Origin of the sequence: Paenibacillus xylanexedens (assembly GCF_017874615.1) — a bacterium.
Taxonomy (GTDB): domain Bacteria; phylum Bacillota; class Bacilli; order Paenibacillales; family Paenibacillaceae; genus Paenibacillus; species Paenibacillus xylanexedens.
In genome coordinates this window covers 246,192-259,111 of record NZ_JAGIKV010000003.1, presented here as the reverse complement: position 1 = coordinate 259,111, position 12,920 = coordinate 246,192, and the positions used below count along the sequence as shown (strand labels likewise).

At 46.1% G+C, this 12,920-nt stretch carries 11 protein-coding genes; 2 read left to right on the top strand and 9 right to left on the bottom strand.

Annotation, left to right across the window (positions count from 1 at the left end):
* Positions 1–8: 8 nt before the first annotated feature.
* From J2Z28_RS05605 to J2Z28_RS05595, 3 genes are all read right to left on the bottom strand, one after another.
* A complete protein-coding gene (locus J2Z28_RS05605) occupies positions 9–302 on the bottom strand; it encodes a hypothetical protein (RefSeq protein WP_017688814.1) in 294 nt (97 codons plus the stop codon).
* A gap of 74 nt (positions 303–376) precedes the next feature.
* Entirely contained in the window at positions 377–1,474 is a 1,098-nt protein-coding gene (locus tag J2Z28_RS05600) for a saccharopine dehydrogenase family protein (RefSeq protein WP_211081529.1), read from the bottom strand.
* Positions 1,458–2,165, bottom strand: a complete 708-nt coding sequence (locus J2Z28_RS05595) for a class I SAM-dependent methyltransferase (RefSeq protein ID WP_211081528.1) — start codon at positions 2,163–2,165, stop codon at positions 1,458–1,460. Before J2Z28_RS05595 ends, J2Z28_RS05600 begins: the two co-directional genes overlap by 17 nt.
* A gap of 129 nt (positions 2,166–2,294) precedes the next feature.
* Here J2Z28_RS05595 and J2Z28_RS05590 point away from each other — a divergent pair, with 129 nt between their 5' ends.
* Complete coding sequence (locus J2Z28_RS05590) at positions 2,295–3,404, top strand: helix-turn-helix transcriptional regulator (RefSeq protein WP_244988130.1); 1,110 nt, start codon at positions 2,295–2,297, stop codon at positions 3,402–3,404.
* Positions 3,405–3,645: 241 nt separating this feature from the next.
* On the opposite strand, the gene J2Z28_RS05585 is transcribed toward J2Z28_RS05590, so the two are convergent.
* The 6 genes from J2Z28_RS05585 to J2Z28_RS05560 all read right to left on the bottom strand — a co-directional run bounded on the left by J2Z28_RS05585 (position 3,646) and on the right by J2Z28_RS05560 (position 10,943).
* Positions 3,646–4,659, bottom strand: a complete 1,014-nt coding sequence (locus tag J2Z28_RS05585) for a FecCD family ABC transporter permease (RefSeq protein WP_017688818.1) — start codon at positions 4,657–4,659, stop codon at positions 3,646–3,648.
* Complete coding sequence (locus J2Z28_RS05580; protein ID WP_211081526.1) at positions 4,656–5,681, bottom strand: FecCD family ABC transporter permease; 1,026 nt, start codon at positions 5,679–5,681, stop codon at positions 4,656–4,658. Before J2Z28_RS05580 ends, J2Z28_RS05585 begins: the two co-directional genes overlap by 4 nt.
* A gap of 117 nt (positions 5,682–5,798) precedes the next feature.
* Positions 5,799–7,766: an AraC family transcriptional regulator gene (locus tag J2Z28_RS05575; RefSeq protein ID WP_211081525.1), complete on the bottom strand. Its 1,968-nt coding sequence runs from the start codon at positions 7,764–7,766 to the stop codon at positions 5,799–5,801.
* A 290-nt stretch (positions 7,767–8,056) separates the two neighbouring features.
* Complete coding sequence (gene yidC / locus J2Z28_RS05570) at positions 8,057–8,944, bottom strand: membrane protein insertase YidC (protein WP_211081524.1); 888 nt, start codon at positions 8,942–8,944, stop codon at positions 8,057–8,059.
* Entirely contained in the window at positions 8,881–9,231 is a 351-nt protein-coding gene (locus J2Z28_RS05565; RefSeq protein ID WP_244988129.1) for a hypothetical protein, read from the bottom strand. The genes yidC and J2Z28_RS05565 overlap by 64 nt, the downstream gene beginning before the upstream one ends.
* Before the next feature lie 92 nt (positions 9,232–9,323).
* Entirely contained in the window at positions 9,324–10,943 is a 1,620-nt protein-coding gene (locus J2Z28_RS05560) for a DUF4153 domain-containing protein (protein WP_211081523.1), read from the bottom strand.
* Positions 10,944–11,077: 134 nt separating this feature from the next.
* Here J2Z28_RS05560 and J2Z28_RS05555 point away from each other — a divergent pair, with 134 nt between their 5' ends.
* The gene (locus J2Z28_RS05555) at positions 11,078–12,862 is read left to right on the top strand and encodes an ABC transporter substrate-binding protein (RefSeq protein WP_211081522.1); all 1,785 of its coding nucleotides are present in this window, start codon (positions 11,078–11,080) and stop codon (positions 12,860–12,862) included.
* Positions 12,863–12,920: the final 58 nt, after the last annotated feature.

Sequence of the window (12,920 nt, the reverse complement as noted above, 5' to 3'; positions counted from 1 at the left end):
AGGTCAAGTCATTTTAATTTTTGGATCGTCATCTTTCTGAAACTTTGTATAAAGGGCTTGGGATCGATTTCGACCATGTATGGATACACGCCTGTACTTGTGTGCAGATAGAAAAATCCACCTTCATCGCCCATTCGTCGAAATGACATGTCAAACACTTCCGTGATATTGAACTCGCGGTATTTGGTCACGATTTTATCTGAATACAGAATCATGGAACGGGCATTCATCTCAATCTCTTGGGCGAGACCCGTCACTTCTCTCAGTACTTTGTAATAAGGTAATACAGCAACGCAGTTCATGATCTCCCCCCATTCATGCCATGATTATTGTTCCATCATAGCAGATCGGAGGGTCCCAGCAAAAGAACATGAAACTACGTGATCTTGGTCGTCACCTTTAGTGGCGTATGAAGTGCATCTTGAATGTCCTGCAAAGAGAGACACTGTTCAATATGAAATACACCATGTGGCAACGCTGTTCTATACACACGTTCAGCCACGGCTGCAGCTACCGCTGCTGTTGCATCTGCTTCCTTTGTGCCAACCAGTAGTTGTTCGACGCGGATTTGCTCACCATTTTCCCATCCTACGGCATCGACCTTGACTGCATACATCGGCTCTCCTCCAGGAATAAGGCCAAATGCCTTTACCGTTCCACTCCGAATAGACGGGATACGCAGCAACGAAAACAACCCTGCACGTTTGGAGATTGCCATGGATTTTGTGATCCAGCGGGAGTCCAGACAGAGTCTGGTAGATACGGTTGGAATACGTAACGTCCGAGCAACCACATGCTGATCCGAAAAGTTAAATCGATACGCCTTCCGCTGCCCCAGTTTTGCTCCAAAATCAATCCTTTTGCCATCTCCGAAACTTTGTACCTCAGCAGGTTTGCCCTTTTGCATCACTTGGTAGGTGGCATTCATCTGATCAACGGTCCACTCCACGGCAGCTTTTCCGTGCTTCTCTCCAAGTCCCAGCATTACGGTAATGTCTGCTTCCTCCACCTGATCCATATGCATGGTCGCTTCGCGTACAAGCAAGTTCGTTACTCCTGGTGATAGTCCTACGCTGAGTAACGCAGTTGATTTGGAACGTTGCATTTTGGTGTGCAATTGTTCAACCTGGGCGAGAAAATCATATTTTGCAGAAATATCAATATAGTCGGTTCCGGCTTGTGCGCAGGCTTCAACGAACCGGGTATCGCTCTGGTCAACACACATGATGACCAGCTTCACAGGCCTTAACATGGATGGCTCTACAGGTCGTGTTACATCCAGTTGAAGTGGTAGCACAGCACCACCTGTAGACCTGCTGAACTCTTCCGCACGGTTCATGCGTGTACCCGCAGCCCATACTTTACCCGGGAACAATTTCCCCAGTTGAGTACATATCATCTGTCCCACTTGACCATAACCGCCAACCACCCAGATCTGATCTTTCATAGGTTTTACGTTAGTTTCGAATTGCATAATACCCCTCCACCCAGAACGCCCCGAAGTAACGTGTAATATGTGAGAAACCGCATTCGGTCAGTAGCTGAGTCATCTCTTCAGAGCATATTGGATCGGATTCACGGCCCAAGGAAGCAGCAAAGCGCTCCCACTCTTCAGGAAGCACGCCCACACTCAACATGTGATCCTTCCAAGCTTGCATCATGATTGGATGTGCGGGTGAACGAAGATCAGCATTTACAGCCGCAATGACCAGTGGTGCACCCGGTTTAAGTCTCGCTGCGAGGCTGGTAAGAAACGTTCTCTTGGCCTCCATCCCCTGAAGGAAATGTAACATGAGCATGCTTGTCGCCCCATCATATACAATATCCTTAGGCAATTCTTCAACCGTGACAGGTTGCAGCTTCACTCTGGAACCGATGCCTGCTTCCGCGACTCGTTTCTCAGCAAGTTGCAGCATGGGCTGTGAAGGATCTACTCCAGTCAATGTCCAACCGGCATGACGTGATCCGAGCAGAGCAATCTCTTTTCCCCCTCCCGCTCCGGCAACAAGGATATGAATATCGTTGTTATTCGCAAAAGATGCTGAAAGCAGCCGTTCCATTAGATCATGCATATGAGAATAACCCGGAATTTTCAAGGCTATCGATTGTTCGTAACGATGAACATCTGCTGTTTCCCAGCTCATCGGTGATGGATTGTGATTCATGGACACCGCACTCCTCTTGAATTGAAGTTAGACTTGACTCGTTGTTCGTCTAATTTCATTATAGAAGGATACAGCGAGCCTACAATCCCAGAACATTGGGATATGCGCACAGAGAGAGGAGTAATCTTGTTGACATCACGTATTGATCGGAACCACAGACTTATCACTTCTCTTGAAAAAGGAACCTGGACCTCACGTACTTACCGGGAAGCTGTTCTCAAGCAGATCCATTCGGTTGTACCTTACGACGCATACTGTTTCACCACCGTTGATCCTCTGACTCTTCTCTCCACAGGAGCCGTGACAGAAGATGGCATTGAAGCCATTCATGATCGGTTATTCATTAATGAATACATGGAAGAAGATATACATAAATACGCTGAATTAATTCGCAGCGGTGAGCACACAGCTACACTTCATGCTTCCATGAACTCAAAGTTTGAACAAAGTCCACGTTATATCGACATTCTTCAGCCAGCGGGGTTCGGTGATGAACTGCGTGCTGTATTGGTCAGTGGAGACGCTTGCTGGGGATATCTGACCCTATATCGTAAGACAGAAAGTGCTGTCTTTACAGAGGAGGAGCGGTTGATGATTCAGTCCTGGACCGCTTCTATTGCATCGATGCTGCGGTCCACGAGCCTGACACTGATCGATGAGATCACGAGTGAAAGTCCCGAAGAACCCGGAATTTTGATCACCTCAGACACGTTCCAGCTCTTATCCCTGAACGCCTCCGCTCAATATTGGCTGTCCCAATTGCGCATGCTGGAACATGTAGGGCCTGATGTTCTGCCCCGTCCGGTACGTGCAGTGAGTTCCCACTTGCAGCGCAAGTATCGGGCAGAACTGGTCGTGGGTACTCAGATTGCACCCGACTCACCCTCCAAAGTTTGCATCCAACTTCCGGATGGGCGTTACCTCATACTTCATGCCAGTCTCATGCAACAGCTTACAGGACCGGATCAGATTGCTATCCGTTTGGAGCAGGCGATGCCGCAGGATTTGCTTCCCTTGCTCGCCGAGAGCCATGGATTATCCAGTCGAGAGCGGGAACTACTCGGATATGTGCTCCGCAGTTATTCGTCCAAGGAAATTGCTGCTGCAATGCACATTTCTGTCTATACCGTACAGGATCATTTAAAATCCATTTTCGTCAAAACCAAGGTATCCTCACGTCGCGAGCTCATCTGGTATTTCGTATCCCGGTTCCAGCTGTCGGATGAGCCTGCCATATAAACCCTGAGTGATTTCCCAGTATCAAATTGACTATCCAATAATGAGAAAAAATCAAAAGATGCCAATACGATATCTTCGTAATGGCATCCTTTTCTATATGCTATTGATTAAGAAGCATAGCGGTAATACAGGGTAACTTCGATCTTTGAACTTTTGATATCGTGCATTCTGCTTTAAAAAGCAACGCACAGTCCTACCAACCCGTTTTCCACAAAATATTCAGACCATATCATTGATTGTGTTATTTGGCTTTTGCTAGTAAATAAAGAAAATATGGAACACTAATGACTGTAATAACGATTCCTGTCGGCACATCTCCTACGAGGCTAACCGTGCGCGTAATCGTGTCAGCCAACACCACGACTAGCCCTCCGGCCAAGCTGGCAGCCGGAATGAGCAATTTGTGATCGGGACCAACCAGTTTTCTCGCCATATGCGGAGCGATCAAGCCAACGAAAAAGAAGCTGCCTCCCACGGCTACACTTCCAGAGGATAAAGCAACAGCAGCGATTGACAACCCCAAGAACTGCCGTTTTACGGAAACACCAAGCCCCTGTGCTGTCTGATTGCCCAGATGGAGGGCATTCAGTATGCGAGCCTTGTAAAAAATATAGCCGAGTAGTATCAAGACCCATGGTGTCAGTATGGAAATATAGCCCCAATCATCGCCCCATAGGCTCCCTGCGAGCCAATACAGCATGAAGTTCATCTGCGAATCATCCAGCTTGAGTGTCAAGAAAGTCGTCAGCGCCCCATATCCGCTTCCTAGCGCGACCCCGGTCAAGATCAAACCGATTGGCGAGATGTCTCGTCCGCGGCGATACGATAATAAGAAGATCAACCCCGCAGCCAATAGTCCGCCAACAAAAGCCAACAGAGGCAGAGCAATAAAGGAACTCTTTCCTGTGGATGCAATGAATACAACGAAGAACAGGACAAACAAACCCGATCCCGAACTAATTCCCAGTGTCCCCGGACTAGCCATGTCATTGCGCAGCAAACTCTGCATCACGACCCCGGCCGCTCCCATCCCCAGACCTACCAAGATCGAAAGTACGATTCGTGGCAAACGAAAATCAAACACAATCAGATTTTGCTTATCGGTACCGTTTCCTATGAGAACGTTCAGCACTTCTAGCGGTGAAAGATTCATCTTGCCAGAATTCATGCTAATGATCGCAAACACAAGGATCAGCACCATAAGCACTACATTGATGATAATGCCTCGTTTCATCGTATAACGCCGCTTGATCATTCATATTCCCTCCTTTGTCTTCGAGCCAAGAAGAGAAAATACGGCACACCAATGATAGAAAATATAATGGCAATCGGCGTTTCGAACGGTTTATTGATCAACCGTCCAGCCAAATCGGCCGATACGGTCAGCAACGCACCATATAACGCAGCTGCCGGAATAATGTATCGATAGTCGACACCTACCATATATCGCACAATATGCGGGGTAATCAGACCCACAAAACCAACCGGGCCAACCACAACAACAGCCAATCCAGTCAGCACAAGTACAATAATTGTCGCCAAAATCTTGACCAGTCCGCTACGAATGCCGAGTCCACTTGCCACATCATCTCCCAAACTGAGCAGTGTAACGGAAGGGGATAGCGCCAATGCCAGCAGTATACCACCAACAAAGAGCGGTGAGATAATCAGCAATTCACCCCATTTGACACCCGCTGTACTACCCGCCGTCCAGAATGTCAATGCTCGGCCCAGGTTATAATTGATCGCCAAGTACTGACTGAGTGCGCCAAACAACATTGAAATGGACAGACCTGCCAGCACAAGCCGCTGAGGCGTCATTCCACGATTGCCCAGTGACGCGGTAAAATAAGTCATACCGGTAGCGATCGCTGCTCCCAGACAAGCGAACAACATCATCTGCCAATACGAATAACCCGGCAAGAAGGCCAGGCAAAGTGCAATTGCAAATGCTGCCCCAGAGCTAATCCCCATGAGCCCGGAGTCGGCCAGCGGATTGCGCGTCGTCCCCTGCATGATAGCGCCACATACCGCAAGGCTGCACCCAACGATCAGATCAGCTACGGTACGCGGAAGACGCATCGTTTGAATAATTTGATGTTCAGTGAGCATTGGATCAAATCGGAAAATAGCTTCCCATACCGTTGCTAACCTCATATCAGCGGCGCCAAACATAATCGATGCCGCCGACATGAGAACCGTTAATCCAAGCCCCACTACCATGTACATGGTGAAGTTCATCGCCCCACGGCGTTTTTGTTCAGGCTTGCTTTTCATCTCGTTTCCCTTTCATCACCTATTGACAATCCAAACGAATATGGATATTAACGTCCATAAATTCGACTGGTCATGTTTGAAAATTTGGAGTGCTCAATTAAAATTTCGTTCTAACTCTTATTTAGCTAATGCCAGCAGTTGACTAACAATATAATCAATCAATGCACTGGAAGTCATTACGTCGGTGGACCAAGATAGCGAAGAATCTACCTTTACGATCCGATCATGTTGCACAGCAGGTATGGCATTCCACACTGCATTATCAGAAGCAACGTTTCCATCTCCTAAGAAGATCATATAATCCCCAGAGTAAGCGGGTAATACTTCCATGGAGACATCGCCCCAATATTTATCTGCATCGATAATATCCGTTTGGACTTTTGAAGGTGCCTGCAATTGAAGTTCATCGTAAACAAGCTCGCCAACGGCATGCTTGGCTCCAGCTATGTAGTTACTTTTATCACTGAATTCTCCAACCGTAATCGTCACATCGGATAGGCCCGCATTCTGAAAGGCTAGCTTTGATTCTTCAATTTTTCCGGTATAAGCATTCAAAACATCCTTAGCCTCTTCCTGTTTGTTCAAAACATCGCTAATAAATTGTATCCGCTCTTCTGTAGTCATATCACCATAGGGAACATAAATGGTCGGGGCAATTTTGGATAAATCATCATACGACTCATCGCTCCATGCCAAAATGATAAGATCAGGCTCAAGCGTCATGATATCTTCCGGCTCCATGGCTACTTTTATGGAGTCTGTAATCTGGTTAGCATATACAGGCTCTGTCTCTCCCCGTGCAGCTCTAGCCACACCTAAAGGAGTTACACCTAGGGCTACCACATCACCAACCAAATAATCGACTACAACTCGCTGAGGGTTATCAGGTACCTCAACATCACCCTTAACTGTGGATATCGTTCTGGTCTGCGAGACTGTTTCTGAAGCTTTTGTCTCCGACCCTTCCTGTTGTGTCGTTTGCTGTGTCTGCGCAGGTGTTGTATTTGCCGTTCCCCCATTATTCGCTGGCGTCCCCGACGTACATGCCGTCAATAAGAGCATCATGCTTATCGCCGCCGCCAAAATCATTTCTTTACTTCTTAATGTTCCAAACATCATTGATTCCCCATCTCTATAAGACTTGACTAGACTCGCTAGTTCCCTCTCATCGTAAGGGAGATGAGAATCATTATCAATACCATCAACCTGCATGGATAGTGCGTTTATTTTCCGATAATCACTTGGCGTCATCTTGTAATGCTTCTTAAACATGCGGAACAGATTTTTCTCATCTGCGAAACCAGCTCCAGTTGCGATTTCTTTAACCGTCGCTTCTGTATGTTTCAAGTCATGACAGGCAGCTTCAATTCTTCTCTGAATGAGATACTCCTGTAAGTTCACCCCTTCCCTTTTTTTGAACAACCGCGTCAATTGTCCACCACTGATCCCAAACATATCGGCAATTTGTTGAAACATGATCGGCTCCCTGTAATGTTTATCGAGATATATCTTGGCAGAACAGGCTGGATCTGGCTGGAGATACCGAATCTCACCACCCTCCAAATCCCTGTAGACCTCATGAATCAATTGATATAAAAAACTTTTGGCCTGCAGTTGATCCATCGCCTTGCCACGTTTCCAGCCATTCATCATCCGTTGGAACCAATCGCGTAGCAAGATGGGATTACTTGGCGTATAACCAAACTGTTGAACAAATGGATTTACTTGCTCCAGTAATTGTTGCAGATGTTTTTTGAAAAAGAGAGGTGATTCTGCTCTATAAAACACCATAAAGGTCTTCACCATCTCCTCTTTAGGCGTAATACTGAGCAGACTCCCCTTCCCGCCGTGAACTAAACCGAAGCGTTCCATTGCAAATGTGGTTTCATTCAGTTGGATTTGCGCTTCTCCCCCATATGCATAGATAAACATGCTACTAGGCATTTTATATTGCTCCAACGGGTATTGTGACGCTACATTCTGAAAGCGTACATCTATTAATGTAATGATCGAGCGTGTCCAGATACTGGCCATCATATCAATCATCTCTGGTGTAAATCCCTGTCTTGCTTCTTCCTCTTGCATCTATCCGCACTCCTCGTTTCACTTTTTCCCATGTATACATCACTCAATAATTGATATTGATTATCAATATCACATTTGATCAGGTAAGTATATCATCATTAAGTGATATTGGGGAGCAGACAGCGGACGTTATGCTGTTCATCCGCTTTCGTAAAAAGACTGAAAAAAGGAATACCCGATAGTACAAAAAAAAGCCTGATCCATGTGGATCAGGCTTCTTCATTATGTTTTTTGTGTTCAATAAGGTTCCGTAGTCACCATGTTTCCTCAGCCAACTGCGACCAACTTTATTAAGACTTTGCAGGTTTCCGAGAAGATTTAGATGAACTAGATTTTTTATTCTTTTTCTTACTTACTTCCACAACCACAGGCTCCTGTGGGTGTTCCACCGGGTACATTTTACGGAACAATAATGTCTGTAGTACCAGGAACGAACCCCCAACTGTCCAGTAGAGCGGCATCGCTGCCGGAGCTGTAAGAGAAAAGAATGCCATCATCAATGGGGAGAGATATCCCATAATGGCGAACTGTTTTCGCTGCTCAGGCGCCATATTAGCTTGTGATACCTTGGCTTGAATCAGATATATGACCGCGACCACCACAGCGAGAACATAGTCAGGCGCTCCCAGTTTGAACCACAGGAACGAGTGGGAGGACAACTCCGGTGTAAGTCGGATGGCTGTGTAAATACCTGAAAGTATAGGCAACTGAATGAGCATCGGCAAGCAACCAATATTCAGCGGATTGAACTTATGTTTCTTGTATAGCTCCATCGTTTCCTGAGAAAATTTTTGCTTATCAGCAGGATCATTTTTGCCTTCATATTTTTTCTTGAGCGCATCCATCTCGGGTTTCATGGCATTCATGATGACTCGTGTTCCCTGCTGGGACTTGGCTTGACGCATCATCAAGGGCAACAGTGCCAGACGAATGACAAGCGTAATCACGATAATCGCGACCCCGTAGCTTCCGTTAAATATGGTGGCAATATGCTGAATCAGATACGACAGTGGAAATACAATGTAGTGATTAAAAAATCCCGGTGTCGATGAAGTAATCTCCGACACGTTGTTGCTGCATCCGGCAAGCAGCATGACTGCAAACAAAATGACAATCAGGCCATAGATCCGTCCCTTGCCCGAAGTAAAAGTGAATCCCTTGTTCGTCTTATGTTCCATATATATCCTCCTCGTTGATTTGTTGACCAATCGTTCAACGAGGAATGACAATCTGGTTCATCTTCATCGGGCGCTTCTCTTCGTCTAATCATGCGGCTCCAGTCTTCCTGTCTGTGCTGTCTGTCCAAACACAGGGCGGGAAGTACAGGTTCAAGTCCACCACCGGCGCCACCTTCCATCCAGTACTCTGTCATGCCACAATGAAGATGGGCAATATAGGCATAACTGACGGTGAAGATGAGTCCAATCGAAAATAAATATGGTAATAACTCCTGCAGTTCAAACAAGGGATTCACCCCCTTTATAGGTTAGTTTTTATATTATAACACTTACATATTGTTTTTGCATAAATCCGTACGTGAAAACAACTACTATTCATCTATTCTGTTCTCAATTTGGACAATTCTATCTCGGCTCTGTGTCTCGCTACATTATAAGAAGGCCATGAACGATCTGATGAATCCTCGTCCAAGTAGGCTTGACGTTCTAGCATTTCCCTTTTGAGATCCGGATACTCCTCCTGAGCAAACTCTCGAAGTAACGGAACTGCATCTGCCGACAGACTTGCCAGATAGGTTGCATCAATATTGCCAGTCTGATGATAACGTTCTATGTTCAGATCGGCAATCCGTTTATCCATGCCCACATAATTGACAGCAACATATGCAGTGAGCGCAAGCACAATATACCAGCGGATCAGAGGTATTGATGTGTACCGTATACGAAGGCCAGCAATCAGCAACAGGAGTGCGAGGAAGATCATGAATGCGTGTACCAGGAAGCGGATGTACGTATATCCATATGCCTGCTCATACAGATTTAGGCGCATAAACGCGGAATACAACATAATTGCTGAACAACTGACCAGAATCAGGAGAAGTACCTGATGTACGATGGAACCCGCTTTGCCACTCGAACGGGTATACTGCAAAGCAACAATAAGAATAAAGAAGTTAATACCTGTGACGAGAATTAACTCTGCGAATCCACTTCTCGCATAATCTGCGTAAGACAGATCTACCGGAAGGTGCCCCTCTCCTGCACCAAACAGATACGAAAACTGCACAAGTACAAACAAAACGTACACACAGTTAATGACAATCAGCATTGTCCCCACAATGATGGGGTCCAATCTGAATGGTTCCCGCTGGACCGGAGTGCGTTCGGGCTCGGGTGTAATCTTATTGGTAACCTTACCTTCAGTGGCCGGGTCCACAGGAGAGAATATATAGGTGTGATCACGCTTATCAACCGTGGATACTGCTCCATTTTTCCAATGTGCGTTCGCTCTCTTCTCTGCCTCATATTGCATTGGCTGTACAAATCCCCATACATAACCGAACAGCAATACACCTGCGATGACAATCCAGATGATTCTCGGTATCCCTGGAGTAAAAGCCAATTGATTCAGCCACTCCGGAAAACCGGCTAAATACTGATCAAAGACCCCGTCAGCAGAGGACAGTAATGCAACGACTACAATGAGGATAGGCAAGGACGCCACAAGACCAATGAGTACTTTGAAAACAACTGTTTTCTGGGATTTGCCCATGCCACGCCCGCCTGCTCTCACAGCAATAGCAGCAACAGTCCCCCAATGACGTATGGCTTGAGGTAGCAAGTGGTCAATAGCCGTACCAATCAAGCCAATCTCCCACCACTGCTTCTGTTTTCTGCCCATCAGATACGTCATATGTAAGATAACTACGCCAGGTATGACCAGAAAATTAAGAACATACAGCAGTTCATTGTCGTATAACAGAAACGTTAGCGACAACAATAGCACTACAGCCGCTACAAAAGCATCAATGAACTTGAAAGACCTCATGCGATCCCTTGCAAACAGATACATGAACACATAAAAGAGAATTACAAAGATAGGATACGATACGCCAATCTCATTACCATAGAATAAATACTGGTGAATGATCGCCAGCATCCATGCAGACAGTAGCGTGATTAGAGCGCGTTGCGGTGAAGCCATTATTTTATCAATCATGGGAAAAACCTCCATTAACCTTTCTATGCTATATTCTAGATGATAAAATGGGAATATAAATAGAAATTAAAATCGACAAAACTTCTTATTTTAGAGGAATACGTCAGAGTTCACCTCCAGGAGGGAATCAACACTTGAAATTACATCAGCAATATCTGCTGTTGCATCGCCATTACGGTCACCATACAGAACATGAACTTACACTCGCCGATCTCGCTGAGTTGCTAAATTGTACACACCGCAATACGTTAACGATTGTCAAAAAGATGGTTGCCCATGATTGGATTCGTTGGGTTTCCCAGCGTGGCCGGGGTCGGCGTTCTTCACTGACTTTGCTTGTTCCGGCTGATCAAATCGCCGCAGAATATATGATGCAGGCCATGAATCGCCGGGAGTTACAGGAAGCTGCCGAGCAGGTAAGCGCATTCTCCAGTTCAACAATCATGCAGGATCATCTAAACCAGTGGTTGCTTGGATATTCAGGACATCATACGGAAGCCGGCACCAATAATGAGCAGATTGATACGCTTCGGTTGCCCCTGCGCCAACAGCTTCATGCGCTTGATCCGCTGTACATTAATCTATTAGCTGAATCCTTTGTTACCAGCCATGTCTTTGACGGGTTGGTTCAGCGGGGTGAACAAGGAGAGATTCTTCCCTGTCTCGCTCATACCTGGGATGTCAGTGGAGACCGAAAGACCTGGATCTTTTATTTGCGAAAAGGTATTACATTTCACGATAGTCAGTTGTTGACGGCCCATGATATAGTGCATACGTTTGAACGGCTGCAATCTACAGATCGCCGGACACTGTACCGTGATGTAAGTAAACAGATTCTATCTATTGAAGCGGTCGATTCCTTAACCGTGTGTTTCCAGCTTAAAGATCCTCATGAATTGTTTTTGTCCTTCCTGACAACAAGTCGTGCGGCGATTGTACCCTCACCAGGAACAAACGAACATAAGATGAAGCATGCGGGTGATGTACATGGGATGCAAAAACCTGTTGGGACGGGACCGTTCAAGGTCACCGCCTGGGATGATCACTTGTGCAGACTTGAAGCCTTTTCATCGTATTTTCAGGGTAGAGCACATATGGACCGGGTAGATATCCTGCAAATTCCGTGGAGTGCCTCGGCAAAAATGGATGATAGCCAAGATATCGAAACTCCGTTCTTTCATCTTGTTCATAATCCGTCTTCGTCTGCGGGTGCAGAATGGACACAGATTAGTGCAGGTGTGATGGTTCATAAATTACTCACGTGTAATACGCAAAAAACCGGACCGTTAAACGATCCGGAAGTAAGAGCACACTTTCAGTCATGCCTTGCTGGGATGTATAGAGATGACGGACATGCAGATAACTCTGAGATCGTGGAGACTGATTTTAGTGCGGTGAATGCCGGAATGGTTGACCCGGAAGGGTTTAGAGATATTACTAAACGACTCACTTCGACTAGTCCCATCTCCCTGCACATTGCAACCATTCCACAATATCGCAGGGATGCTAAAAATCTGGCGTCCATACTGGAGCAGTACGGTTTCTCTTGTACCGTCCGTACTGCTACGATGGAGCAGTTCAAAGGAAATCTGCGGCTGGAGTCCGATCTGATTCTCTTCTCACTGATTCGGGACAGGGATGAAGAACTGCGCAGGTATGATCTTTACTCCACGTTGTCTGAGCATCTGGAAGATTCTACTCGTATAACGATCCATGAGATCTTGCAAACCATCGTCGCCTCTCCCATCGCTGCGGATCGAACTAGTGAATTAGACCGCATTGAACAATTCTTGGTAAGCCAGAACCTACTGTTCCATTTATCTGAAAAACCGGTAGAGACGGCTTATATGCCTTCCGTGCGTGGTCTATCTTTCAACAGCCAGGGCTGGGTGAACCTCCGTCATATCTGGTTTCCGTGAATGCTCGTTAAACGAGCATAATAATACTTTCATTTCATGATGCGGTAATGATTTTGGA